General features: G+C 71.1%; 24 protein-coding genes and 1 tRNA gene. 22 read left to right on the top strand and 3 right to left on the bottom strand.

Features of this window, described 5'->3' with window-relative positions; genetic code table 11:
* Window positions 1-6: 6 nt before the first annotated feature.
* From IEY99_RS03155 to cysN, 16 genes are all read left to right on the top strand, one after another.
* Window positions 7-303, top strand: coding sequence for an acyl carrier protein (locus IEY99_RS03155; RefSeq protein WP_189199131.1), 297 nt, complete (start codon window positions 7-9; stop codon window positions 301-303).
* A complete protein-coding gene (locus IEY99_RS03150; RefSeq protein ID WP_189199130.1) occupies window positions 300-1,070 on the top strand; it encodes an alpha/beta fold hydrolase in 771 nt (256 codons plus the stop codon). Before IEY99_RS03155 ends, IEY99_RS03150 begins: the two co-directional genes overlap by 4 nt.
* Window positions 1,071-1,078: 8 nt before the next feature.
* Window positions 1,079-2,020 carry a sulfotransferase family protein gene (locus tag IEY99_RS03145; RefSeq protein ID WP_189199129.1) on the top strand — a complete coding sequence of 314 codons (942 nt, stop codon included), beginning with the start codon at window positions 1,079-1,081 and terminating at the stop codon, window positions 2,018-2,020.
* An 85-nt stretch (window positions 2,021-2,105) separates the two neighbouring features.
* Window positions 2,106-3,725, top strand: a complete 1,620-nt coding sequence (locus IEY99_RS03140; protein ID WP_189199128.1) for a hypothetical protein — start codon at window positions 2,106-2,108, stop codon at window positions 3,723-3,725.
* Window positions 3,726-3,736: 11 nt separating this feature from the next.
* Window positions 3,737-5,425, top strand: coding sequence for a hypothetical protein (locus IEY99_RS03135; protein ID WP_229798054.1), 1,689 nt, complete (start codon window positions 3,737-3,739; stop codon window positions 5,423-5,425).
* 118 nt (window positions 5,426-5,543) lie between these two features.
* Window positions 5,544-7,271, top strand: a complete 1,728-nt coding sequence (locus IEY99_RS03130; RefSeq protein ID WP_189199127.1) for a hypothetical protein — start codon at window positions 5,544-5,546, stop codon at window positions 7,269-7,271.
* A gap of 94 nt (window positions 7,272-7,365) precedes the next feature.
* Window positions 7,366-8,388, top strand: coding sequence for an extracellular catalytic domain type 1 short-chain-length polyhydroxyalkanoate depolymerase (locus tag IEY99_RS03125; RefSeq protein WP_229798052.1), 1,023 nt, complete (start codon window positions 7,366-7,368; stop codon window positions 8,386-8,388).
* A 173-nt stretch (window positions 8,389-8,561) separates the two neighbouring features.
* Window positions 8,562-8,632: transfer RNA gene (locus IEY99_RS03120), tRNA-Gln, on the top strand.
* A gap of 62 nt (window positions 8,633-8,694) precedes the next feature.
* A complete protein-coding gene (glmU, locus tag IEY99_RS03115) occupies window positions 8,695-10,131 on the top strand; it encodes a bifunctional UDP-N-acetylglucosamine diphosphorylase/glucosamine-1-phosphate N-acetyltransferase GlmU (RefSeq protein WP_189199126.1) in 1,437 nt (478 codons plus the stop codon).
* 177 nt (window positions 10,132-10,308) lie between these two features.
* The gene (locus IEY99_RS03110) at window positions 10,309-11,289 is read left to right on the top strand and encodes a ribose-phosphate diphosphokinase (RefSeq protein ID WP_189199125.1); all 981 of its coding nucleotides are present in this window, start codon (window positions 10,309-10,311) and stop codon (window positions 11,287-11,289) included.
* A gap of 535 nt (window positions 11,290-11,824) precedes the next feature.
* Window positions 11,825-12,451: a 50S ribosomal protein L25/general stress protein Ctc gene (locus IEY99_RS03105; RefSeq protein WP_189199124.1), complete on the top strand. Its 627-nt coding sequence runs from the start codon at window positions 11,825-11,827 to the stop codon at window positions 12,449-12,451.
* A 65-nt stretch (window positions 12,452-12,516) separates the two neighbouring features.
* Window positions 12,517-13,104, top strand: a complete 588-nt coding sequence (gene pth / locus IEY99_RS03100; protein WP_189199123.1) for an aminoacyl-tRNA hydrolase — start codon at window positions 12,517-12,519, stop codon at window positions 13,102-13,104.
* Window positions 13,105-13,245: 141 nt separating this feature from the next.
* The gene (locus IEY99_RS03095; protein ID WP_229798050.1) at window positions 13,246-15,120 is read left to right on the top strand and encodes a sugar transferase; all 1,875 of its coding nucleotides are present in this window, start codon (window positions 13,246-13,248) and stop codon (window positions 15,118-15,120) included.
* A gap of 15 nt (window positions 15,121-15,135) precedes the next feature.
* Window positions 15,136-16,026: a 3'(2'),5'-bisphosphate nucleotidase CysQ gene (locus IEY99_RS03090; protein ID WP_189199122.1), complete on the top strand. Its 891-nt coding sequence runs from the start codon at window positions 15,136-15,138 to the stop codon at window positions 16,024-16,026.
* A 37-nt stretch (window positions 16,027-16,063) separates the two neighbouring features.
* Complete coding sequence (cysD, locus tag IEY99_RS03085; protein WP_189199121.1) at window positions 16,064-16,975, top strand: sulfate adenylyltransferase subunit CysD; 912 nt, start codon at window positions 16,064-16,066, stop codon at window positions 16,973-16,975.
* On the top strand, window positions 16,975-18,273 hold the full coding sequence (gene cysN, locus IEY99_RS03080) for a sulfate adenylyltransferase subunit CysN (protein ID WP_189199120.1): 1,299 nt from the start codon (window positions 16,975-16,977) through the stop codon (window positions 18,271-18,273). The genes cysD and cysN overlap by 1 nt, the downstream gene beginning before the upstream one ends.
* A 54-nt stretch (window positions 18,274-18,327) precedes the next feature.
* On the opposite strand, the gene IEY99_RS03075 is transcribed toward cysN, so the two are convergent.
* Genes IEY99_RS03075 through galE form a run of 3 tightly spaced genes read right to left on the bottom strand, consistent with a single transcriptional unit; the run spans window position 18,328 to window position 20,693 of the window.
* Window positions 18,328-18,522 carry a hypothetical protein gene (locus IEY99_RS03075; RefSeq protein ID WP_189199119.1) on the bottom strand — a complete coding sequence of 65 codons (195 nt, stop codon included), beginning with the start codon at window positions 18,520-18,522 and terminating at the stop codon, window positions 18,328-18,330.
* 38 nt (window positions 18,523-18,560) lie between these two features.
* Complete coding sequence (galK, locus tag IEY99_RS03070; protein WP_189199118.1) at window positions 18,561-19,703, bottom strand: galactokinase; 1,143 nt, start codon at window positions 19,701-19,703, stop codon at window positions 18,561-18,563.
* A gap of 12 nt (window positions 19,704-19,715) precedes the next feature.
* Complete coding sequence (galE, locus tag IEY99_RS03065; protein WP_189199117.1) at window positions 19,716-20,693, bottom strand: UDP-glucose 4-epimerase GalE; 978 nt, start codon at window positions 20,691-20,693, stop codon at window positions 19,716-19,718.
* A 136-nt stretch (window positions 20,694-20,829) separates the two neighbouring features.
* Between galE and trpS the strand changes: the two genes are divergently transcribed.
* The 6 genes from trpS (at window position 20,830) to IEY99_RS03035 (ending at window position 25,375) form a co-directional block, all read left to right on the top strand.
* Window positions 20,830-21,855 (top strand): tryptophan--tRNA ligase, encoded by a 1,026-nt coding sequence (gene trpS, locus IEY99_RS03060; RefSeq protein WP_189199116.1) that lies wholly within the window; start codon window positions 20,830-20,832, stop codon window positions 21,853-21,855.
* A gap of 5 nt (window positions 21,856-21,860) precedes the next feature.
* Window positions 21,861-22,412 (top strand): 2'-5' RNA ligase family protein, encoded by a 552-nt coding sequence (locus IEY99_RS03055; protein ID WP_229798049.1) that lies wholly within the window; start codon window positions 21,861-21,863, stop codon window positions 22,410-22,412.
* A 30-nt stretch (window positions 22,413-22,442) separates the two neighbouring features.
* Window positions 22,443-23,363, top strand: coding sequence for a YihY/virulence factor BrkB family protein (locus IEY99_RS03050; protein WP_189199115.1), 921 nt, complete (start codon window positions 22,443-22,445; stop codon window positions 23,361-23,363).
* 8 nt (window positions 23,364-23,371) lie between these two features.
* Window positions 23,372-23,770, top strand: coding sequence for a hypothetical protein (locus tag IEY99_RS03045; protein ID WP_189199114.1), 399 nt, complete (start codon window positions 23,372-23,374; stop codon window positions 23,768-23,770).
* Window positions 23,771-23,802: 32 nt separating this feature from the next.
* Window positions 23,803-24,084, top strand: coding sequence for an SCO4848 family membrane protein (locus IEY99_RS03040; RefSeq protein ID WP_189199113.1), 282 nt, complete (start codon window positions 23,803-23,805; stop codon window positions 24,082-24,084).
* A 193-nt stretch (window positions 24,085-24,277) separates the two neighbouring features.
* The gene (locus IEY99_RS03035) at window positions 24,278-25,375 is read left to right on the top strand and encodes a BMP family lipoprotein (protein WP_189199112.1); all 1,098 of its coding nucleotides are present in this window, start codon (window positions 24,278-24,280) and stop codon (window positions 25,373-25,375) included.
* Window positions 25,376-25,439: the final 64 nt, after the last annotated feature.

Raw genomic sequence — 25,439 nt, 5'->3', positions numbered from 1 at the left:
ACCGCCATGCCCTCGGATCAGACCGCCGTTCTCGCCGACGTCTCCTCGATGCTGCGTTCGGTCCTCGGTGACTTCGGCGACGACGCCGACATCACCATGGACACCACCTTCCGCGACGACCTGGGCATGGAGAGCATCGACGTGGTGTCGCTCGCCGGCCGCCTCCAGGCCCGGTACGGCACCTCGGTCAACTTCGCGCTCTTCGTCTCCAGCCTCGACGTGGAGTCGGTCGGCCAGCTGAAGGTCGGCGAGCTCGTGTGCTACATCGTGGACTCGCTGGGGAAGGCGCCGGCCGGGTCATGAGCATGGTCAGCGCCAACGGGGTCGACCTCCACGTGCAGGAAGTGGCGCCCATCGGTGGTCACCGGGGCACGGTGGTGCTCATCCACGGCATGACGTCGGACAGCATGGCGAGCTGGTTCCTGACGATGGTCCACCCGCTGGCCGAGGCGGGGATGCGCGTCCTGCTCTACGACCTGCGCGGGCACGGGCACAGCGCCCGGCCGGCGACCGGTTACCGGCTGGACGACTTCGTCGCCGACCTGGAGGCGCTGCTCGTCCACTGGGCCGTCGACGGTCCGGTCCATCTGTTCGGCAATTCGTTCGGGGGAACGGTCGCCTTCGCGTACGCGGCGCGCCATCCGGCAGCGGTGGCCGGCATCGTCACCATCGAGTCCGCCCCGCCGACCTCGACGTGGTTCGCCCGGATGGCCCGCCGGCTGGCCCGGGTCGCCGAGACCCTCGCGGACGCCGAGGCGGTGGCCGGCAGCCGCCCGCTGCTCGCCCGGCGCCTGCGGGACGCCTCCGCCCTGCTCGCCGACACGGACATCGGCGCGGAACTGCCCGCCAGCATCCTGCCCGATCCGGCCGCGTTCGAGGCGATCACCTGCCCGGTCCTGTGCCTGTACGGCGGCGACTCTGCGGTCAAGGAGCTCGCCGCGGAGACCGAGCGCCTGGTGCCGCAGTCGAAGCATGTGGTCGTCGCCGGCCAGAAGCACACCCTGCTCATCAAGGCACCCGACCAGGTCCGCGCCGAGGTGCTGCCCTGGCTCGCCACCTGCGTGCATTAGGAGATCCCATGGACCGCGCCATCATCATCAGCAACGGCCGCTGTGGTTCGACCCTGCTCTCCGACCTGATCGTCGAGGAGCCGGAGACCTGCTCGGTCCAGGAGTTCTTCATGTCGGTCGCGCCGTGGAACCGGAGCACCGAGATCATCACGGGACCCGAGTACTGGCGGGTGCTCAGCGGTCCCAAGGAGGAGCTGTCGGTCCTGTTCCGGATCGGCGTGCCGCCGAAGGAGGTCCGCTACCCGGCCTCCGGCCGCTTCAACGACGATCTCGTGAACCTGCCCCGCATCCTGGCCATCACCCTGGCGAAGCTGACCGACGACCCGGACGCGCTCTTCGACCGCCTCGCCCCGCGGGTGGAAGCGTTCCCCACCCAGAGCGTCGGCGCGCATCACCAGGCGTTCCTCGACCTGCTCACCGAGCTGACCGGCAAGAAGCGCTGGGTCGAGCGCTCCGGCGGCAGCAGCCAGGTCACCACCTCGCTGCTGGAGAACTTCCCCAGCGCCAGGATCGTGTACCTGACCCGGGACTGGGCGGCCACCGCGAGGTCGATGAGCCGGCACTCGTCGTTCCAGCTGGTCCAGCTGCGGGTCGAGGCGGTCGGACGGTACGGCGTGGACCCGCTCACCGCCGACCCGGGCGACGACGTGCCGGACGAGGTACGGGCGTACCTGCCGGACCGGCTCACCGCCGAGTTCCTGCAGGAGCGGGGCAAGGACCCGAAGCGGTTCATCGGCCTGTGCGCGTTCATGAGCAGCCAGGCCGAGCAGGCGCTGGCCGACCACCCGCCGGCGCACCTGCACACGATGGCGTACGAGGACCTGGTCGCCGACCCGGTCGGTCAGCTCACCGCGCTGGGCACGTTCCTCGGCTTCGCCGACCCGGGCGGCTGGGCGGCTTCGGTGGCGCACCGAGTGCGCAAGCCGGAACCCGTGGCGGTCCCGGCATGAACGACTGCACCGAACTTCTCCTTCCCGGACTTCGCGACGGCCGTGACGGTGAGGGCCAGGAGGGCATGCCAACTGGAGGCTCGGCATGAACGCCCTGGCCGGGTTCGCCGCCGCGCTGCTGCTCGGTGCGGGTGCGGCTGTCGCGCCTGCGGCGGCCGCCGACACGTACGCGCACCGGCTGCTCGGCAAGGCCGCGCCGGACGAGTGCTTCGCCGGCATCGGACAGCCGTATCCGCCGGGGCCGCCCTGCGCCGAGGGCCAGGCCAAGGTCAACCAGTCGTACGTGTGGGGAATGACCCGCGTCGGCCGGCAGGTCTGGTTCGGCACCGGCGCCAACACGCACTGCCTGACCAGCGGCGCCGGCCTCGCGGACTCGAATCCCGTGGTCAACGACGACTACGTCTGCGAGTTCGCCGAGAGCCAGGTCGCCCGGGAGCACCCGACCGTGCCGGACGCGCTGGGCGACCTCCGGGCGCCGCAGGTCTGGCTGTACGACGCCGGCGTCCTGACGAACCGGTCCGCCGACATCATGGCCGCCTCCGACGCCGACGCCCGCCGCCTGCGCAGCACCCTCGGGATGCGGGCCGCGGGCCATGCCGGCGGTGTGGTGCTGTTCGCCGGGCCGTCGCTGACCAGCACCCTCAACGTCTTCGCCTTCGACGCGGTGACCAAGCGCTTCCTCGGGTCGCGCACGCTGGCCCGGTACGGCAACGCCCGGACGTTCCTCGCCGCGGCGGGCGACCTCTACCTCGGCGTCGGCATCGGGCCGGACGGCGGCCTCGGCGGTGCCGTGCTGCGCTGGCGTGGCAACCGGGTCGCCCCGTTCCTCTTCGACCGGGTGGCGACGCTGCCCGCACAGGCGGCCGACCTCGCGTACGCCGACGGCCGCCTCTACGCGACGACCTGGTCCACCGCCAGGCCCACCACCGACGCGCAGATCGCCGGGGTGTGGCGCAGCCCGGCCCTGCCGCTCGACGGCGCCGGATGGACTCAGGTGTGGCAGGCCGGTTCCTACGAGAAGGACCCGCTCACCACGACCACGTACGGCGTCGGCGGGGTGGCGGCGTACGACGGCTGGCTCTACTGGGGCAGCATGCACGTCCCGCTGAAGGCGACCAAGGCGCACCAGGCGGCGTACCCGCAGCCCACCGAGGAGGCCAGGAACAACCAGATCCGGTACACCCAGCGGGCGGCGACCATCTGGCGGGGCCGTGACCTGGGCACCCCGGAACAGCGGATCGAGCTGCTCTACGGCGAGTCCGTGCTGCCCGTGTACCAGCCGGCCGCCGGCGCCTGGACGCCCGTGCCGACCGGCTGGACCGCCCGGTACGGCAAGTCCGGCTTCGGCAACGCCTTCAACAACTACGCCTGGCGCATGACGGTCGCCGGTGACCGGCTCTACGTGGCCACGATGGACTGGAGCTACCTGGTCCACCTGCTGTCCGACACCGCGCCGCCGACCGACCCCGCCGGCTGGGGCGCCGACCTGTGGACCTTCCCGTCCGCCGACTCGCCCGCCCAGCCGGTCGACGTCAGCGGCCTCGGCAACCCCCTCAACTACGGCATCCGCACCATGGCCGCCGACGGTGACGACCTGTACCTCGGCATGGCCAACCCGATGAACCTGCGTACCGACCCGGCCGACTCCGTCCCCGAGGGCGGCTGGGAGCTCATCCGGCTCGACAGAACCGGAACCGTGTCCTGAGAGGACCCCCCGTGAGAGCTTCTCTGCGCAGACTCGGCACCGCCGCCGCAGTCGTTCTCCTCGGCCTGACCGCCCCGGCGACCCCCGTCGCCGCCGCCGACGGCTCCTACACCTTCACGCTGCTGGCGAAGGCGGCTCCCGACGAGTGTTTCGACGGCATCGGCAACCCCTATCCGCCGGGGCCGCCGTGCGCCGTGGGCCAGGCCAAGGTCAGCCAGGCGTACGTGTGGGGCCTCACCCGGGTCGGCGCCGACATCTGGTTCGGCACCGGCGCCAACGTCAACTGCCTGGTCGGCGGCGCCACGCTGGACAACGTCAAGCCGGTGGTCAACGACGACTACGTCTGCGAGTACGGCGAGAGCCAGATCGTCGCGAACGACCCGGACTGGCCGGTGGAGATCGGCGACCAGCGCGCCCCGGAGGTGTGGCTCTACCACGCGTACACGAAGCGGAAGGTGAACAAGAGCGCGGAGATCCGGGCGAAGAGTACCGGCGACGCGGAGCGGCTGCGCACCACCATCGGCCTGCGCGCCGCCGGCAACCTCGACGGTGTCGTCCTGCTCGGCGGCCCGGCGCTCAACGACTCGCTCAACCTGTTCGCGTTCGACGCCCGGACCAGGCGCTTCCTCGGCTCGGTCAACCTTCCCCAGTACGGCAACATCCGCACGTTCCTGGTCGCCGAGAAGGAGCTGTACCTCGGCGTCGGCATCGGGGCCAACGGCGGCTCCGGCGGTGGCGTGCTGCGCTGGACCGGGAGCCTGGCCGACCCGTTCGCCTTCGAGATCGTGGCGAACCTGCCGGTGCAGGCGGCCGATCTCGCGTACCACGACGGGCGGGTCGCCGCGACCAGCTGGCCGGCCAACCAGCCCGCCTCGCCCGCCCAGCTGGCCGGCGTCTGGCTCAGCCCCGCGCTCGCCGACGGCGCGCCCGGGCTCAACGCCGAGGACGCGGCCGGGTGGCGGCAGGCCTGGCATGTGCGCCAGTACGAGACCGACCGGGTGGTCGCCGCGACCTACGGCGGGGGCGGGATCGCCTCCTACGGCGGCTATCTCTACTGGGGCACGATGCACGTGCCGCTGAAGTCGACCAAGGTGCACCAGCAGGTCTACCCGCAGACCACCGACGAGTCCAAGCAGGCCCAGGCGGCGAACACCCAGCGGGCCATCAGCATCTGGCGCGGCAGGGATCTGGGCCTGCCGACCCAGAAGATCGAGCTGCTCTACGGGGCGACGGCGCTACCCGCGTACGACCCGGCGACCGGGGCCTGGACCTCGGTGCCCACCGGCTGGACGCCGCTCTACGGCAAGTCCGGTTTCGACAATCCCTTCAACAACTACACCTGGCGGATGACCGTCGCCGGGAAACGGCTCTACGTAGGGACGATGGACTGGAGCTACATCGTCCAGCACATCGTCGGCGAGAACCCCGGCATCCGGGTCCGCGACGTGGCGCCGCCGCCGATCGACCCCGCCGTGTACGGCGGTGACCTCTGGGTCTTCCCGTCCACGTCGGAGAAGGCCCAGGCGGTGAACACCCAAGGCGTCGGCAACTACCTCAACTACGGGATACGCAACATGATCCCGGACGGTCCGGACCTGTATCTCGGCATGGCCGACCCGATGAACCTGCGGACCGACCCCGCCGACGACGTTCCGGAGGGCGGCTGGGAGCTGATCAAGCTCACCGCGCCCCGCACGTAACACCGCAAGCGTGGGCGGGCGGTGCATCCCACGACGCCGCCCGCCCGCCCGCCAGCTCCTCTGCGCCCCCGCGGACCGCCGCGGCGGGCGCTCCTTGCGTCTCGGAAAGGAATCGAAGTTGACCAATATACGAAGGGTCCTGTCGGCGGGGGCGGTGGCACTCGTCGCCGCCGGCGCCGCGGTGGCGCCCGCCACGGCCGCCCCGGCGCGGTTCGACTACACGTTCACCCGGCTCGCCAAGGCCAAGGCGGACGAGTGCTTCGACGGCGTCGGGAAGGCGTATCCCGCCGGCCCCCGCTGCCAGACCGGTAAGCCGAAGGTCAACCAGGCGTACGTCTGGGGCCTCACCCAGGTCGGCAAGACCCTCTGGTTCGGCACCGGGGCCAACGTGCACTGCCTGGTCAGCGGCGCCACCCTCGACTACGTCAAGCCGACCGCCAACGACAACTGGACCTGCGAGTACGGCGAGAGCCAGGCCCGCAAGGCCGACCAGGCGATCCCGGACTACATGGGCGACATGCGCGCGCCCGAGGTGTGGACCTACGACATCGCCACCGGACGCTCGGTCGACAAGAGCGCCGAGATCCGCGCCAAGTCCCCCGACGACGCCCTGCGCCTGTCGCACACCGTCGGCCTGCGCGCCGCCGGCACCATGGGCAACGTCGTCCTGCTCGGCGGCCCGGCGCTCGAGAACACCCTCAACATGTTCGCCTTCGACGCCACCACCCAGCAGTACCTCGGCTCGATCAACTTCCCGGACTTCGGCAACATCCGTACCTTCCTCGTCGCCGAGGACGCCCTCTACCTCGGCGTCGGCATCGGCCGCAACGGCTCCGCCGGCGGCGCCGTCTGGCGCTGGAACGGCGACACCGCCCGGCCCTTCGACTTCACCACCGTCGCCAGCCTGCCCGTGCAGGCCGCCGACCTGACCGTCTACGACGGCCGCATCGCCGCCACCAGCTGGCCCGCCGAGCAGCCCACCAGCCAGCAGATGCTGGCCGGCCTGTGGATCAGCCCCAAGCTCGCCGACGGCCTGCCCGGCCTCAACGACGAGGACAAGGCCGGCTGGCGCCAGGTCTGGAACGCCCGCCAGTACGAGCAGGACCGCGTCGTCTCCGCCACCTACGGCGGCGGTGGCATCGCCGCGTTCGACGGCTACGTCTACTGGGGCACCATGCACGTCCCGATGAAGTCCAGCATGGTGCACGCCACCGTCTACCCGCCCGCCACCGACCAGGCCGCCAAGGACCAGTCGGTCAAGACCCAGCGCGCGATCAGCATCTGGCGCGGCAAGGACCTGGGCACGCCGACCCAGAAGATCGAGCTTCTGTACGGCGAGAAGACCCTCCCCGCCTGGGACCCGGCCACGTCCACCTGGTCCGACAAGCCCACCAACTTCACGCCCCTGTACGGCAAGTCGGGCTTCGGCTACCTGTTCAACAACTACACGTGGCGCATGACGGTGGTCGACAACAAGCTCTTCGTCGGCACCATGGACTGGAGCTACCTGGTCAAGGACCTGCTCGCCGGCGCGGCACCCCAGCCCCCGGTCAATGCCCGGGCCCAGCGTGCCCTGGCCGACCCGGACAACTGGCACACCCCCCTGATCGACCCGACCAAGTTCGGCGGCGACCTCTACATGTTCCCCGACGCGAACTCCCCGGCCCAGGCGGTGAACGTCCGGGGCCTCGGCAACTACCTCAACTACGGCATCCGCAACATGATCCCGAACGGCAAGGGCGGGCTCTACATCGGCATGGCCAATCCGATGAACCTGCGTACCGAGCGGTTCGACCTGCGCCCCCAGGGTGGCTGGGAGCTCATCGAGATGAACAAGCGTCGATGACCGGCCGGGCGGGTATCCACCGTGGATGCCCGCCCGGTCCCGTCCCTGACCGCGCCCGAACAATCCCCGAACATCGCCGAGGAAGGCTGGTCCCATGAAGCGCCAGACCGCCCTCGCGGCCGTGCTCCTGCTGCTCCTCGCCGGCTGCACCGGCCGCGACCGCCGCGACCCGTCCCCCGCGCCGAGCTCCGCCCCGTCGGACGGCGCCCCCTCCGCTTCCTCCGCGCCCGCCTCCGCCGCGCCGGGCGGCACGACCGGTGCGCCCGGGCCCACGTCGGCCCTGCCGGTCGGCCTATCCAGCGCGGCACTGACCGTCGACGGCCGTAGCCGTACGTATGCGCTGTACCGGCCCGCCTCCGCCAAGGCCGGCGCGCCCCTCGTCGTGGTGCTGCACGGCGCGGTGGGCACCGGCCGGCAGGCCGAGCAGGCGTACGGCTGGGACGCCGAGGCCGACAAGGGCGGCTTCCTGGTCGCCTACCCCGACGGCGTCAACCGCACCTGGAACGTCAGCCCGGACTGCTGCGGCGTGGCGGCCCGCGACGACGTGGACGACGTCGGCTTCATCACCAAGCTGGTGGCGGCGGTGCCCGGGGTGGACCCGAAGCGCGTCTACGCGACGGGCATCTCCAACGGCGCGATGCTCGCCTACCGCCTCGCCTGCGAGACGACCGTCTTCGCCGCCATCGCCCCGGTGGCGGGCACCATGCTCAACGAGTGCGACGACCCCGCGCCGATCTCGGTCATCCACATCCACGGCGACCAGGACCCCACCGTCCCGTACGGCGGAGGCCCGGGCCGCCGCAGCAACGCGGGCAACGGCCGCCTCCCGGTGAAGATCGACGGCCCGTCGGTGCCGTCGCTCATCGACACCTGGCGCCGCACGGCCGGCTGCCCGGCCCCGGCCACCACCAAGTCGGGTGCGGTGACGACCTCGGTGGCGACCTGCCCGCAGGGCCGCGCGGTGGAGCTGATCACCGTCGCCGGCGCGGGGCACCAATGGCCGGGGTCGAAGCCGGCCCCGGCGGCCCAGCGCCTGCTCAAGCTCGACCCGCCGTCCACGGCCCTGAACGCCACCGCCACGATCTGGACCTTCCTCGCCGCTCACCCCAAGGCCTGACCGCCGAACCGTGTTCTCCCCCGCCCGGTACCGAAGACGCACAACCCGTCCACGCCGGACGGCGGCGTGCGGGATCCTGGTCGTGGCTGCCAGATGGTCGAGGTGTCCGAGTCCGGGGAGACGCTAGTATGTAACCCGCGTACATGACCTAGGTCGCTTTGTCCGCTTAACCCTCCCGGGTCGTCTAATGGTAGGACCGCGGCTTTTGGTGCCGTTTATAGGGGTTCGAATCCTCTCCCGGGAGCTTTCTTCCTGCGGCTAGGCTGGCGCCGCTTCTCTGACACACTGCAAACGATGGAGTCCCGCGTGAGCCAGGCCCCGAGCCGTACCGTCGTCGTCCTCGCCGCGGGCGAGGGCAAGCGGATGAAGTCCGCCACGCCCAAGATGCTCCACCCGCTGCTCGGGCGGACACTGCTCGGTCACGTCCTGCACGCGGCCGAGGCCGCGCAGGCGTCGCGGACCGTCGTGGTCGTGGGGCACAAGGCCGACCAGGTGCGCGCCCACCTCGCCGAGATCGAGCCCGGCGCCACCCCGGTGCTGCAGGCCGAGCAGAACGGCACCGGGCACGCCGTGCGCATCGCCCTCGAGGCCATCCCCGAGGCGACCGGCACCGTGGTGGTGCTGAACGCCGACGTGCCGCTGCTGCGGCCGGAGACCGTCGAGGCCCTCGTCGCCGCGCACGAGAACGCCCGCACCGGCGCGACCGTGCTCGCCGCCGAGGTGGCCGACCCGACCGGGCTCGGGCGGATCGTGCGCGGCGCCGACGGCAATCTCGAACGCATCGTGGAGGAGCGGGACGCCTCCGCCGAGGTCCGGGCGATCCGGGAGATCAACGCCGGCATCTACGCCTTCGACGCCACCCTGCTGCGGGAGGCGCTCGGCAAGCTGTCCACCGACAACGACCAGGGCGAGGAATACCTCACCGACGTCTTCGGGATCCTGGCGGCGGTCGGGCACCCGGTCGGCGTGTACGTCGCGGCGGACTCGCGGGAGACGCTCGGGTGCAACGACCGGGCCGAGCTGGCGCGGCTGCGGTCGCTGCTGCGCGACCGGATCAACACCGCCTGGATGCGCTCCGGGGTCTCGATCATGGACCCGGCGACGACCTGGATCGACGTCACCGTGACCCTCGAGCCGGACGCGGTGGTCGACCAGAACTCGCAGCTCCAGGGCTCCACCAGGGTCGCGACCGGTGCGGTGGTCGGGCCGGACACGACGCTCGTCGACACGGTCGTGGAGCAGGGGGCGACGGTGCTGCGGTCGCACTCGCTGGGCGCGGAGATCGGCCCGGAGGCCACCGTGGGCCCGTATTCCTACCTGCGGCCGGGCACGCGGCTGGGGCGCAAGGCGAAGGTCGGCGGTTTCGTCGAGACCAAGAACGCCGAGCTCGGGGCGGGCGCGAAGGTGCCGCACCTGTCGTACGTCGGCGACGCGACCGTGGGCCCGAAGTCGAACATCGGCGCGGGCACGATCTTCGCCAACTACGACGGGGTCGCCAAGCACCACACGACGATCGGCGAGGCCGCGTTCGTCGGCAGCGACACCGTGCTGATCGCGCCGGTGGAGATCGGGCCGGGGGCGTACGTGGCGGCGGGCAGCGCCGTCGCCAAGGACGTGCCGGCCGGCAACCTGGGCGTGACGCGCGCGCAGCAGCGCAACATCGAGGGCTGGACGGCGCGGAAGCGGCCCGGCACGGTCTCCGCGGAGGCGGCGGAGAAGGCGGCCCCCGAATCCGGCGAGTGACGATGACACCGCCTGCCGTGCCGGGTGCGCCCGGCACGGTCCTAGGCACTGAGAACGCGGTTGCGCAAGCTGGGGTGAGGCATCCCACGACGCGGATCCGGCACGTGGCCTTCCGGCGGCCGCGGGTAATACTTCACCTGAACACCACCCCCTCGAGCCACGGGAGCGGACGAGCCCATGGGCAGCATCGTCGCGGAGAACCGTAAGAGTCTGATGCTTTTCTCCGGGCAGGGCTTTCCGGAGCTTGCCGAGGAGATCGGCCAGGTGCTGGGCGTGGCGCCCACGCCGTCGGACTCGTACGAGTTCGCGAACGGCGAGATCTTCGTCCGGTTCAAGGAGTCCGTCCGCGGCTCCGACGCCTTCGTGGTGCAGTCGGTCACCGAGGGCGTGAACCGGTGGGTCATGGAGACCCTGATCATGATCGACGCCCTCAAGCGGGGGTCGGCCAAGCGGATCACCGTGGTGCTGCCGTTCTACCCGTACTCGCGGCAGGACAAGAAGCACCGCGGCCGGGAGCCGATCTCGGCCCGGCTGGTCGCCGACCTGCTGAAGACCGCGGGCGCCAACCGCATCCTCACCGTCGATCTGCACACCGCGCAGATCCAGGGATTCTTCGACGGCCCGGTGGACCACCTGTTCGCCATGGACATCCTGGCCGAGCACGTCCAGCGCAAGTTCGAGGGCCGGCCGATGACGGTGGTGGCGCCGGACTCGGGCCGGGTGCGGGTGGCGGAGCGCTGGACGGACCGGCTGGGCGGCTGCCCGCTGGCGTTCATCCACAAGACGCGCGATCCCCTGAAGCCCAACCAGGTCGTCGCCAACCGCGTGGTCGGCGAGGTCGAGGGCCGGGTCTGCCTCGTGGTCGACGACATGATCGACACCGGCGGCACCATCACCAAGGCCGCGGACATCCTCTTCGACGCCGGCGCGGCGGACGTGATCGTGGCGTCGACGCACGCGCTGCTGTCGGACCCGGCGACCGAGCGGCTGAAGAACAGCAAGATCTCCGAGCTGGTGGTGACCAACACGCTGCCGCTGCCGCCGGAGAAGCGGCTGGACAAGATCACCGTGCTGTCGATCGCGCCGCTGCTGGCCCGGGCCATCCGCGAGGTCTTCGACGACGGCTCGGTGACCACCCTCTTCGGCGGCCTGAGCTAGTCCGGAACCGGCCCTCGTTCGCAGCGCCGCCGTCCGCAGCGCCGCCGTCCGCAGCGCCGCCGTCCGCAGCGCCGCCGTCCGCAGCGCCGCTTCCCGCTTGCGCGGGCTTCGTCCCGACCAGCCTTCGGCTTCGTCCCGACAAGCCTCCGGCTCTGCCCCGACCGGCCTTCAGCCACGCCCGGGACCGGGCGTTCGGGCGCCCGGGTCGGGCGGCTGATCCGCGGCCGCGCGGGGGCCTGTGCAAGTTGCATCAGGCGGGTGAACTTTTCGCAGGGAGAGTGAGCCCTCGGGACCCGCCCGCTAAGGCGTGGCATGAGCAGGTAAGCTAGTGCGGTTGCCACGGCGAGGGTGCCACGCGGTCTGCTGCAGGTTTGCGGAGTTCGCTTGAGGCACCGTGATCGACGCGGTGCTCCGGGCCTGTGCCCAGTGCGCCCCTGCCGAGCACTGAGCACCACCACCGCTCGGCCCCCGCCGATCACCGCCCGTAGCCCGCAGACTTAGACGCAGCCCGATTCAGAGTTTCAGGAGTTTCCCCGTGTCCGAGGTAAAGATCAGCGCCGAGCCCCGCACCGAGTTCGGCAAGGGTGGTGCCCGCCGCACGCGCCGGGCCGGCCTGGTGCCCGCCGTGCTGTACGGCCACGGCGAGAAGCCGCAGCACATCGCGCTGCCGGCGCGTGAGTTCGCGGCCGCGATCCGGCACGGCGGCCTCAACCAGGTGTTCACGATCGACATCGCCGGCGGCTCGGGCGCCACGCTCGCGCTGCCGAAGGCGATCCAGCGCGACCCGATCAAGGACACCTACGAGCACGTCGACCTGATCATCGTGAAGCGCGGCGAGCAGGTGCAGGTCGACGTCCCGGTGACGCTGGTCGGCGAGGCCGCCAAGAACACCCTCGTGGTGAGCGAGAGCACGACGCTCTCGGTGACCGCCGAGGCACTGCACGTGCCGGCCGCTCTCGAGGTCTCCATCGAGGGCCTGGAGGCCGGTGCGCAGGTGACCGCCGGCGACGTCACGCTGCCGAAGGGCACCCAGCTGGCCGTGGACCCGGGCCACGTCATCGCGATCGTGTCGCAGGCCCAGACCGCCGCCCAGATGGAGGGCGACACCGGTGAGGCTGCCGAGGCCGCCGAGGGCGAGTCGACCGAGGAAGCCGCCGGCTGACCGGGCAAAGCGCCGAACAGGGAAAGTGCCGGCCGGCACTTTCCCTGTTTTCGTGAGGAGGGTTGATGGCGGAGGACGCACCCTGGCTGGTGGTGGGTCTGGGTAACCCCGGCCGGGAGTACGCGGGCAACCGGCACAACGTCGGGTTCATGGTCGCGGACCTGCTGGCGTCCCGGGTCGGCGGCAAGTTCGGCCGGCACAAGCGCGCGGTGGCCGAGGTGGCGGAGGGGCGGCTCGGGTTCGGTGGACCGAAGCTCATTCTCGTCAAGCCGCTGACGTACATGAATCTGTCCGGGGCCCCGGTGGCGGCGCTGGCGCAGTTCTTCAAGGTGCCGGTCGAGCAGGTGATCGCCGTCCACGACGAGCTGGACGTGCCGTACGGCCAGGTCCGCGTGAAGCGTGGTGGCGGTGAGGGTGGTCACAACGGTCTCCGGTCCATGTCGAAGTCGCTGAGCACCAAGGAGTACGCCCGGGTCCGGTTCGGCATCGGGCGGCCTCCGGGGCGGCAGGATCCGGCCGACTTCGTGCTCTCCGACTTCTCCGGTGTGGAGCGCAAGGAGCTGGAGTTTCTCGTCGACCGGGCGGCGGATGTGGTGGAGGCCGTGGTGGTCGAGGGCGTCGAGTGGGCGCAGAACAAATACCACGGGAATTGATCCCATGAGGGGCGAACGGATAGATCGTTTGGACCGTTTTGTCCGTCTATCGGTCCCGTGACGCCGCCTGCCGTTAGCGCGTTGGTCACATAGCCGCACCCACAACGGTGCGCGTGATCTGACGGCGCGGGGGAGGTTCGGGTGACACAGGACCTGTCCGGAAGCCGCAAGGCGGCGATCGACGAACCCACCGTGGTCCTGCCGACCGTCCAGCAGCGGGGCGGCTCGGAGCCGGCCCGGGCCGACGTCCCGGAGCGCCACGGTCCGGCGAACCATCCGCCGGCCAACCACGGGCCACGCCCGCATCGCCCGTCGCCGTACCGGGACCGGGCCCGCAACAGCAAGATCCCCTCCCCGGCCCGGCCCGCGGGCGACGAGGACAACGGGCCGCCCCAGGCGGGTGCCGGCGGGTGGCTCGCGAGCGAACGCGCGAAGAACCAGGCCGTGGACCGGCTGTGGTCGCCGCGGCCCAACCGGTCGTCGGCGGCCCGGCCCGCGGGGCGGCCCTTCGTCCGGGTCCGCGGCAAGCACGCCGCGATGTCGAGGCGTCAGCGCTGGGAGCGCCGTTACGTGCGGACCCTGGTCGGCAGCGACCTCCTCGCCGGGGTGACGGCCGGGGCGGTGACCTTCGGGCTGCGCTTCGGCGACGAAGTGACCACGTACAACCGCTGGTATCTGCTGCTGTCCGCGCTGTTGCCGGTGGCGCTGCTGGCGGTGCTGGTGGTCAGCCGGGCGTACGAGCGCCGCTTCCTGTTCGTCGGCACGGATGAATACCAGCGTGTGTTCCGCGGGGGAGTGGGCCTGATCGCGGGCGTGGCCGTCGTCTCGTACGCGCTGGAGCTGGAGCTCGCCCGGTCGTACGTCCTCGCCGCGCTGCCGACCGCCACCGTCACGGCCGTGGTCCTGCGCTTCGCCCTGCGCAAGCGCCTGCATCTGGAACGGGCGCGGGGCGCGAGCCTGCGCCGGGTGCTGGTGGTGGGGCACGAGTTGTCCGTCATCGCGATCACCCGGCAGTTACGCCGCGAGCGCTACCACGGCCTGGAGGTCGTCGGCGCCTGCCTGCCGCCCGAGCCCGACGGCAGCCCCGACGAGCACGCCGGGCGGGGTCCCGGTGACCACGCCGAGCGGCGCGACGGCCGGCCCCGGCCCAAGGCCAGCGACGTGGATCTGCCCGTCTACGGCACCTTCGACGACGTGGCGACCGCGGTGGACGCCGCCGACGCGGACACGGTCGTGGTGCTGAGCTGCCCCGAGCTCGACGGGGTGGCGCTGCGCCGGCTCGCGTGGCGCCTGGAGCGCGACGAGGTCGACCTGATCGTGGCGAGCGCGCTGATCGACGTCGCCGGGGCCCGGACCACGATCCGCCCGTTCGACGGGCTGCCGATGCTGCACGTCGAGCATCCGCGGCTGCACGGCGGCGCGCGGATCGTCAAGGACCTCTTCGACCGCCTCGGTGCCCTGTTTCTCCTGGTCCTGTTCGGTCCGCTGCTGTTAACCGTCGCACTCTGTGTCCGGCTGACCTCGCGCGGGCCGGTACTCTTTCGGCAGGTCCGGGTCGGCCGCGACGGCTCCCCGTTCCGCATCTTCAAGTTCCGCAGCATGTATGTCGATGCCGAGGCCCGGCTGGCCGAGCTCCGGCACCTCAACGAGCACGACGGTGTGCTCTTCAAAATCCGCGACGACCCGCGCGTGACCCCGGTCGGACGGTGGTTGCGCCGGCTTTCGCTGGACGAGCTGCCCCAGCTTCTCAACGTCCTGTCGGGCCAGATGTCGTTGGTCGGCCCGCGTCCGCCGTTGCCGTCGGAGGTCGCGGCCTACGCCGACGACGTGCGGCGCCGGCTCGCGGTCAAACCGGGCATGACGGGCCTCTGGCAGGTTTCCGGTCGCTCGGACCTTCCGTGGGAGGAGGCGGTCAGGCTGGACCTGCGCTATGTGGAGAACTGGTCCCTGAGTTTGGACCTGGTGATCCTTTTGCGGACCATGACCGCCGTGGTGCGATCGTCGGGAGCGTACTGAATCATGAGGAGAGCGATGAGCGAGCAGACAGGGACGTCGGCACGCGTAGCGGGTCAGCGGGAACCGGAGCCCGGCGGCACGCCGCCGGTCAACGACTCCGCGTTCGCCCGCTGGCTGGCGGACCGCGCCGGCCAGGTGCTGCTCCAGGTCCGTGCGGAGATGGGGTACGCGGACGGCAAGGCCCTGAAGGCGGCCGGCGACAAGGCCGCGCACGACCTGCTGCGGACGGAGCTCGCCCGGTGGCGCCCGGCCGACGCGGTGCTGTCGGAGGAGGACGACCACTCCCGCGTCGCGTGGCAGGACGGCGAGCACGGCATCGTGCGCCCGGACCGGCTGGACGCCTCCCGGGTCTGGATCGTCGACCCGCTGGACGGCACCCGCGAGTTCTCCGAGGAGGGCCGCGCCGACTGGGCGGTGCACGTGGCGCTCTGGACCGCCGACTGCTCGAGCCCGAGCTGCCTGGCGGCCGGGGCGGTCGCGATGCCGGCCCAGCACCGGACGCTCGCCACGGACAACATTCCGGCCTACCCGCCGCTGCCGCTCGCCGCCGCCACCGGCGGCCCGATCCGGATCGCCGCGAGCCGCACCCGCCCGCCGGCCTTCGTCACCGCCCTCGCCGAGGACATCGGCGCGGAGCTGGTGCCCATGGGATCGGCCGGCGTCAAGATCGCCGCGGTGATCAGCGGGGAGGCCGACGCCTACGTGCACGCGGGCGGCCAGTACGAGTGGGACAGCGCCGCGCCCGTCGCTGTGGCGTCAGCCACTGGACTGCACGCTAGCCGAATCGATGGAAGTGAGTTGAAATACAACCAGGCCGATCCCAAACTGCCGGATCTCCTGGTCTGTCGCAAGGATCTTGCTCCCCGTCTGCTTGCAGCGCTGCAGCGTCACCTCCCGCTAACCTGACCCCTGCACACACGCACATCGAAAGGCTAGGGATCCTGTGAGCCAGGCGAAGCCCTATCGCGTATCCCATCTCGACGCCCTGGAGGCCGAGAGCATCTTCGTGATGCGCGAGGTCATGGCGGAGTTCGAGCGGCCCGTCCTGCTCTTCTCCGGCGGCAAGGACTCGATCGTGATGCTGCGGCTGGCCGAGAAGGCCTTCGCCCCGGCGCGCATCCCCTTCCCGGTCATGCACGTCGACACCGGTCACAACTTCCCCGAGGTCCTGGAGTACCGCGACGCCCGGGTCTCCGAGCTGGCCCTCAACCTGGTCGTCGCCAGCGTGCAGGAGGCGATCGACTCCGGCCTGGTCCGCGAGCTGCCCGACGGCACCCGCAACCGGATCCAGACGCCGGTGCTGCTGGCCGCGGTGGAGAAGTACCGCTTCGACGCCCTCTTCGGCGGCGCCCGCCGCGACGAGGAGAAGGCCCGCGCCAAGGAGCGGATGTTCAGCTTCCGCGACGAGTTCGGCCAGTGGGACCCGAAGAACCAGCGTCCCGAGCTCTGGTCGCTCTACAACGGGCGCCACCACCCCGGCGAGTCGATCCGCGTCTTCCCGCTCTCCAACTGGACCGAGCTGGACGTGTGGCACTACATCGCCAAGGAGAACATCGCGCTGCCGAGCATCTACTACGCCCACGACCGCGAGGTCGTCGAGCGCGACGGGATGTTCTACGCGGTCAACGAGTTCATCGTCCCCAGGGAGGGCGAGAAGGTCGAGACCCGCCGGGTGCGCTACCGCACGGTCGGCGACGCGTCGCAGACCGCCGCCGTGCTCTCCGACGCCGACACCGTCGAGAAGGTCATCGACGAGGTGGCGGCGACCCGGATCACCGAGCGCGGCGCCACCCGGGGCGACGACAAGGTCAGCGAGGCCGCGATGGAAGACCGCAAGCGGGAAGGCTACTTCTGATGAGTCAGGCAGTTCTGGAGACCGAGGCGGCCGCCGCCCGCAACATGGACCTGCTGCGGTTCGCCACCGCGGGCAGCGTCGACGACGGGAAGTCGACGCTGATCGGCCGCCTGCTCTACGACACCAAGTCGCTCTTCTCCGACCAGCTCGAGGCGGTCGAGGCGGTCAGCGCCGCGCGCGGCGACGAGTACACCAACCTCGCGCTGCTCACCGACGGCCTGCGGGCCGAGCGTGAGCAGGGCATCACCATCGACGTGGCATACCGCTACTTCGCCACGCCGCGGCGCAAGTTCATCATCGCGGACACCCCGGGCCACATCCAGTACACCCGCAACATGGTCACCGGGGCCTCCACGGCCGACCTGGCGCTGATCCTGGTGGACGCCCGCAAGGGCCTGGTCGAGCAGTCCCGCCGGCACGCGTTCCTGACCTCGCTGCTGCGCGTGCCGCACCTCGTCCTCTGCGTCAACAAGATGGACCTGGTCGGCTGGGACAAGGAGGTCTACGACCGGATCGCCGACGAGTTCACCTCGTTCGCCGCGAAGCTGGACATCACGGACCTCACCATCATCCCGATCTCCGCGCTGGAGGGCGACAACATCGCCTCCCGCTCCGAGAAGAGCCCCTGGTACGAGGGCCCGTCGCTGCTCCACCACCTGGAGCACGTGCACATCGCGTCCGACCGCAACCTGGTCGACGTCCGCTTCCCGGTGCAGTACGTGATCCGGCCGCAGTCCACCACCGTGACCGACTACCGCGGCTACGCCGGCCAGGTGGCCTCGGGCGTGCTCAAGCCGGGCGACGACGTGATGGTGCTGCCTTCCGGCATGACCAGCAAGATCGCGGCGATCGACACCGCCGACGGCCCGGTCGACGAGGCCTTCCCGCCGATGTCGGTGACGGTCCGGCTGGCCGACGAGATCGACATCTCCCGCGGCGACATGATCTGCCGGCCGCACAACGCCCCGGCGGTCGCCCAGGACATCGAGGCGATGATCTGCTGGATGGACGAGACCGCGCCGCTGCGGGTCGGCGGGAAGTACACGATCAAGCACACCACGCGGACCGCCCGGACCGTCATCCGCGGCCTGCAGTACCGGCTCGACGTGAACACCCTGCACCGCGACGAGGGCGCGCCGCAGCTGGGGCTGAACGAGATCGGCCGGGTCCGCCTGCGCACCACCCTGCCGCTGCTCGCGGACGAGTACCGCCGCAACCGCACCACCGGCGGCTTCATCCTGATCGACGAGACGACCAACCGCACGGTCGGCGCCGGCATGATCATCGAGGCCGCCTGACGCCACGGTCGCCGACCAGCCCGTCCGGCCCCGGGCCGGGCGGGCTGGTCCGCGTCAGCGGTCGTCGTCGCGGGTCGTCGCGTCCTCGATCGCCTCGCTGACCGCGCCGGTGATGTCGCCGGCGGGCACCGCGATGCTCTCGCCGTCGACCTTCCCGGCCGGCTCGGGCGCGCGCTCGGGCTCGGGCGCGGTGGCGGCGCCGGAGAAGCCGTACTCGTTCGGCCGGTGCTCTTCCGATTCGACTGTCATGCCCTGCGCATACCCGTCCGATCCCGCGGATATGCCGATCAGAGCCGGCGGGCCCCCGGGCCAGGGGTGGCGGACCAGGCGGTCGGCGGGGCGAAGGAGCGGGTGCGGTAGGCCTCCTCGATCGCTCGGGTGACGGCCGTGGCCGCCTCGGTGTCGATCAGAGCCAGGACGCAGCCGCCGAAGCCGCCGCCGGTCATCCGGGCGCCGTACGCGCCCGCGGCGAGCGCCGCCTCGACCGCCACGTCCACCCGGTCGACGGTGATCTCGAAGTCGTCGCGCATGGAGACGTGCGACGCGGTGAGGAGCGGGCCGATCTCCCGGATGCGCCCCGCGCGCAGCAGGCCCACAATGTCGAGCACCCGCTGGTTCTCGGTGACGATGTGACGGACCCGGCGGCGCATGACCTCGTCGCCGAGCCGCGCGAGCGCGGCGTCGAGCTCGCCGGTGGGCACGTCGCGCAGCGCCGGCACGCCGAGGATCCGGGCCGCCGCCTCGCAGGATGCCCGGCGGGCGCCGTACTCGCCGTCGATGTGCCGGTGCGGGGTGTTGCTGTCGACGACCAGCACGGCCAGCCCCTCGGCCGCCAGGTCGAAGGGGATCTGCTCGATCTCCAGCGACCGGCAGTCCAGGAAGAGCGCCCGGCCGGCCTCGCAGCGCAGCGAGGCCGACTGGTCCATGATCCCGGTCGGCGCGCCCACGTAGCCGTTCTCGGCGCGCTGGGCGAGCGCGGGCCGCCGGGCCGGCGGGAGGTCGAGCCCGCCCAGGTCGGCGAGCGCCGTGAGCACCGCGGACTCCAGCGCCGCCGAGGAGGAGACCCCGGCGCCGACCGGCACGTCGGAGGCGAGCGCGAGCCGGGCGGGCGGCACGGTGTGCCCGGCCTCGCGCAGCGCCCACACCACGCCCGCCACGTACGCCGCCCAGCCCTCGACCGTGCCGGGTGCCGGGTCGGCGAAGGTCACCGCCCCCGGGGCGAGGTCCGAGCAGACCGTCCATCCCGGCCCGTCGCCGGGTGCCGCGGCCGCCACCACCTGCTGGGGCAGGGCGAAGGGCAGCACGTAGCCGGCGTTGTAGTCGGTGTGCTCGCCGATCAGGTTGACCCGTCCGGGCGCGGCCCAGAGGCCGGCCGGATCGGTGCCGAAGGCGGCGCGGAAGGCCGCCGTGGCCGAGGCCGCGACATCCATGACGGGGTCAGCTCACGCGACGTGAGTGCGGTAGAACTCCCAGGCGTCGCCGATCATGTCCTGCAACGTGGCCTTCTCCGGCACCCAGCCGAGCTCGTCGCGGGCGCGCTCCGACGAGGCGACCAGGGTGGCGGGGTCGCCGTCGCGCCGCGGGGCCACCTCGACGTCGAGCGCGGCGCCGGTGACGTCGCGGGCCACCTCGACGACCTGGCGGTTGGAGAAGCCGTTGCCGTTGCCCAGGTTGTAGATCTTGTGCTCGCCGCCGGTCGCCGCGTCGAGGGCGAGCAGGTGGGCGCGGGCGAGGTCGGCCACGTGGATGTAGTCGCGGACGCAGGTGCCGTCGATCGTCGGGTAGTCGTCGCCGAAGAGCTGCAGCTTGTCCCGCTTGCCGGCGGCCGCCTGCAACGCGATGGGGATGAGGTGCGTCTCCGGGTCGTGCCGCTCGCCGATGGCGGTGCCGTCGGCGCGGATCAGGGCGCCGGCCACGTTGAAGTAGCGCAGTGACACGGCCGCCAGCCCGTGTGCGAACGCCTCCGAGGTGAGCGCGAAGTCGAACGTCAGCTTGGTGGCGCCGTACGTGTTGGTGGGCGCCTTGGTGGCGGACTCGGTGATGGGCAGCTCGGTCGGGTTGCCGTAGACGGCCGCGGTGGAGGAGAAGACGAGGCGGGGGACCCGGGCGGCGCGGACGGCCTCGAGCAGCGCCAGGGAGCGGGTGACGTTGTGGTCCCAGTACAGCTCGGGCTTGACCATCGACTCGCCCGCGGCGATCAGCCCGGCGAAGTGCAGCACGGCGTCGAAGCCCGAATCCGGGGTCAGCACCGAGGCGGCGTCGGCGATGTCGGCCTCGACGAAGGTAGCGTCGGGCGCGACCGCTTCGCGGAAGCCGGTGCTGAGGTTGTCCAGAACGACCACCTCGTGACCGGCGTCGAGCAGCAGGCGGCTGGTGACGCTGCCGACGTAGCCGGCGCCTCCGGTGACGAGAAGTTTCACCACACGACCTTTCGTAGCGGTTGGGGCTCGGTCCAGAGTCGCTCAATAACAATCATAAGTCAACACGCTCGAACACCGGGTCGGACGGTGGCGGGCGTTTGACGGGAAGCCCGGCGAGACTGACACAATGGCGCTCATGTCCGACCCCGACCGCCGCCCCCGGGTGCTTTCCGGTATCCAGCCGACCGCCGACTCGTTCCATCTCGGCAATTATCTCGGAGCGGTGCGCAACTGGGTGGCCATGCAGGAAACGGCGGACGCCTTCTACTGCGTGGTCGACCTGCACGCCATCACCATGGGGCACGATCCGGTGGCCTTGCGGAACAGGACCCGGCTGTCGGTCGCGCAGCTGCTCGCCCTCGGGCTCGACCCCGAGCGCTGCACCCTCTTCGTGCAGTCGCACGTCCCGGAGCACGCCCAGCTCGGCTGGGTGCTGAGCTGCATCACGGGCTTCGGCGAGGCCGGGCGCATGGTGCAGTTCAAGGACAAGTCCGCCAAGCAGGGCTCCGACACCACCAGCGTCGGCCTGTTCACCTACCCGATCCTGCAGGCCGCCGACATCCTGCTCTACCAGGCCGACGCCGTGCCGGTCGGCGAGGACCAGCGGCAGCACCTCGAGCTGACCCGCGACCTGGCACAGCGGTTCAACACCCGGTTCGGGCGCACGTTCACCGTGCCGTCGGCGTACATCGTGCGGGATACGGCCAAGATCACCGACCTGCAGGACCCGACCTCGAAGATGTCGAAGTCCGCCTCGTCGCCGAACGGCATCATCGAGCTGCTCGACGACCCGGCCCGCTCGGCCAAGAAGATCAAGTCCGCGGTCACGGACACCGGCCGGGAGATCCTCTACGACGAGGAGAACAAGCCCGGCATCAGCAACCTGCTGACCATGTACGCGGCGCTCACCGGCCGGACCATCGACGAGCTGCTCGAACAGTACGACGGACGCGGCTACGGCGACCTCAAGAAGGACCTCGCCGAGATCGTCGTCGAGTTCGTCAAGCCGGTCCAGGAGCGCACCCGCGCCTACCTGGAGGATCCGGTCCACCTCGACAAGGTCCTCGCGGTCGGCGCGGACAAGGCGCGGGCCGTCGCGGCGGCGACGCTGTCCCAGGCGTACCAGAACATCGGCTTCCTCAGCCCGTCCCGCGGGGCCTGACGCCGGTGGCGCAGACGGAGACACCCACGACGCGGATCGGCGTCGCGATCGACATCCCCGAGCCCTGGGGGGAGCTGCTGACCCGGCGCCGGGCCGAGGCGGGTGACCCGCAGGCGGCGTACACGCCCGCGCACGTCACCCTGCTCGGCCCGACGGAGGTCTCCACCGCCTCGCTGCCGGCGATCGAGAAGCATCTCGAGGAAGTCGCCTCGGCGCAGGAGCCCTTCACCGTCCACCTGCGGGGCACCGGCACGTTCCGGCCGATCACGGAGGTCGTGTTCGTCACCCTGGCCGCCGGCATCAGCGAGTGTGAGCTGCTCGCCGCCGCGATCGCCGGCGCCGAGGGCGTGGAGCGCGACTCGCGGTTTCCGTACCATCCGCACGTGACGGTCGCCCAGGACGTCGCCGCGGCCGCGCTCGATGCGGTCTTCGAGGACCTGGCCGAGTTCGAGGCCCGGTTCGACGTGTCCGCCTTCACGCTGTTCTCGCACGATCTCTCCGCGCCCGGCGACCGTCCCTGGCAACGCCGCCGCGACTATCCGCTCGGCACCCCGTAAATCGCTGCTCCATTGGGTACGGTCACCGGCGTGAACGCCATCGACCGGGCGTACGCGGTGGTCGAGGCGCGGATCATGGCCTGGCGGCACCGCTCCCGCTACTTCGACCACCTGTGCCGGGCCGCCCTGCGCTACGACGAGGTCAACGGCGGCCGTCTGGCGGCGGCGATCGCCTACTACGGATTCTTCGCGGCCTTCGCGCTCGCACTGATCGGCTACTCGGTCTTCGGTTTCCTGATCAACTCCAATGCGGCGCTGTTCGAGGTCGTCCAGGACTTCCTGGCGGCGAACCTGCCGTTCCTGGACGTGCAGGCGATCCTCGACAGCGGCAAGACGGTCGGCATCGTCGGCATCGTCGGCCTGGTCCTCACCGGCGTCGGGTGGGTCGAGGCGATCCGGTCGTCGCAGCGGCTGATCTGGCGGCTCAACGAGCAGCCGGGTTACGTCGGGGTGCGGCAGGCGGTCGACCTGCTCGTGCTGATCGGCATCCTGCTGTTGCTCGTCGTGTCGGTGTGCGCCGTCTACGGGCTGGAGGTCCTGCTCGAACGGCTCGCCGACGGGCGCCTGGGCCTCCTGCTCTCCGTGGTCAGCGTGGTGCTCACCATCGCGGTCGACATGCTGCTCGCGGCCGCCCTGCTGGCCGCCGTCCCGCGGCTGCGGATGACCGCGCGGCGGATGGCCCCGCCCGTGCTCCAGGTGGGGATCGGCATCTATCTGCTCAACACCGTGGGCAAGTCGTTCGTCGGGCTGATCCAGCGCAATCCCGCGTACGGTCTGGTCGCCAGCGCCGTCGGCCTGCTGGTCTATCTCTACGTGCTGAACCAGCTGCTGCTGTTCGGCGCGGCGTGGGCGGCGACCAGCCCGCACGGCCGCGTGGTCGACCTCTCGGCAGACGACAAAACGGCTCCGGTAGGGCAAAATACCTGGATTCGGCACCGGGGCCCGGAATGATGATCGGTGTGGGCACACTCGTGACGCTGCATCTGCCGCCGGGCTCGCCGGTGGCCGACCTGCCGTGGATCATCACCATCGGGCCGCTGGACGACGATGAGGGATGGGAGCCGCTGGTCTGCGGCCCGTACGAGCGACCCCACGCCCTCGCCCTGGCCCAGGACGTCGTCGCCGACGAGGATCTGATGGCCGTGGTCGAGCCGCTGCTGCCGCTGGCCCACGCCGACGCGATCCGTGCCGAGGTCGAGCTCGCCAAGGCCGGGGGCGACCCCGGCGCCGACGAGTTGTCCGCCGAGACCTTCGACCAGGACGAGCCGCGCCGCACCACGCCGGGCCGTCCGCCCACGGAGGCCGAGGTGCGCGCGGGCTTCGGCCGAATCGCCGCCAAGCTCACGACGGCCGGCTAGCCGGCAGAACACGGCGCGGCATACTGGTCCGCGTGCAGCTCTCCCGCAAGTGGTCCGCTTTCCTGGTCGCGGTCGGCGTCTGGACGTGGCTGATCTGGCCGCGCTTCGGCGTCGCCATCGCCAAGGACGACCGGTCCTTCGCGGCCGGGGAGCCGACGTCCTTCCTCTGGGTGCACGCGTTGTTGATCACCGCGTCCCTGGCGATCGGCACCACCGTGGGGGTCCTGGGCGTCCGTGGCTGGCGTGCGGCGCGAGCCCGGACATCGATATCCGAAAATTCATCGGCGGACCGGGCGCATTCGCCGGAAAATTGACTGTTTGTGGCCAGCGTGGCGGACTTTCCTGCGGTTTGGCACCCGAACGCCGATTCGGTCGGACCACCGGTTGCGGCCAGGTAACGGTGAGCCAACAGTCCGGGCCGATTTCCTGACGGGGACTTTACCTGCGGTTACGCTCCCGACCTGAGATGCACCGCGCAGTGTCGGTGCGCTGTGGAAGGAGGGCGTCTTGCGCCCAGTAAGTGGGAAGCGAATCGTTGCGATTCTCGCGGCGGGTGGGCTGACGCTCGCCGCCGCTGCCTGTGGCGACGCCCCGAAGGACACCCCGAGCGGTTCCGGCGCGAGCGCTGCCGCGGGATACAAGGCGTGCATGGTCACTGACACCGGCGGCATCGACGACCGGTCCTTCAACGCCTCGGCGTGGGCCGGCCTGCAGGCCGCCAAGCAGGCGCAGAGCAACGTCGACCCGAAGTACGCGCCGTCGTCGGCCGAGGCCGACTACGAGCCCAACCTGCGCGGGTACGTCACGCAGAAGTGCAACTTCATCCTCTCGGTCGGCGGCCTGATGGGCGACGTGACCAAGAAGGTCGCGGCGGAGAACCCCAACGCGCAGTTCGGCATCGTGGACAGCGCCGTCGAGGGCGCGACCAACGTCTACCCGATGCAGTTCGCCACCGAGCAGGCCGCGTTCCTCGCCGGCTACCTCGCCGCGGGCTACTCGAAGTCCGGCAAGGTCGCCACCTACGGCGGTCTGAAGATCCCGCCGGTCACCGTCTTCATGGACGGCTTCGCCGACGGCGTGGCGCACTACAACAAGACCAAGAGCAAGAACGTGCAGGTGCTCGGCTGGGACAAGGCCAAGCAGAACGGCACCTTCGCCGAGAACTTCGGTGACCAGGCCAAGGGCAAGACGATCACCAACACGTTCGTCTCGCAGGGCGCCGACGTGGTCATGCCGGTCGCCGGCGGCACCGGCCTGGGCACCGCGGACGTCGCCAAGGCGTCCGGCGGCAAGCTCGCGGTCGTCTGGGTGGACCAGGACGGCTGCAAGAGCGCCGAGCAGTACTGCGACGTCTTCCTGACCACCGTGGTCAAGAACATCGCCGGCGCCGTGGAGCAGGCCGTGGTCGACGGCGCGCAGGGCAAGCCCCTCGCCGCCACCCCGGGCTACCTGGGCACGCTGCAGAACGACGGCGTCTCGCTGGCGCCGTACAACCAGTTCGACAGCAAGGTCGACGCGGGCCTCAAGTCCGAGGTCGACAAGCTCAAGGCGGACATCATCGCGGGCACGGTCAAGGTCGAGTCGGCCAACGCGCCCAAGAAGTGACTTGTAAGTTGATCTAGCAAACCGGCCGCCGCGCGGTCGCGGGGAGCGATCCCCGTGGCCTGCG

It is taken from the genome of Couchioplanes azureus (assembly GCF_014648355.1).
In the GTDB taxonomy this organism is placed as follows: Bacteria; Actinomycetota; Actinomycetes; order Mycobacteriales; family Micromonosporaceae; genus Actinoplanes; species Actinoplanes azureus.
Note: the sequence above shows the minus strand (reverse complement) of the source record. Positions and strands in the feature narration are given on the sequence as shown.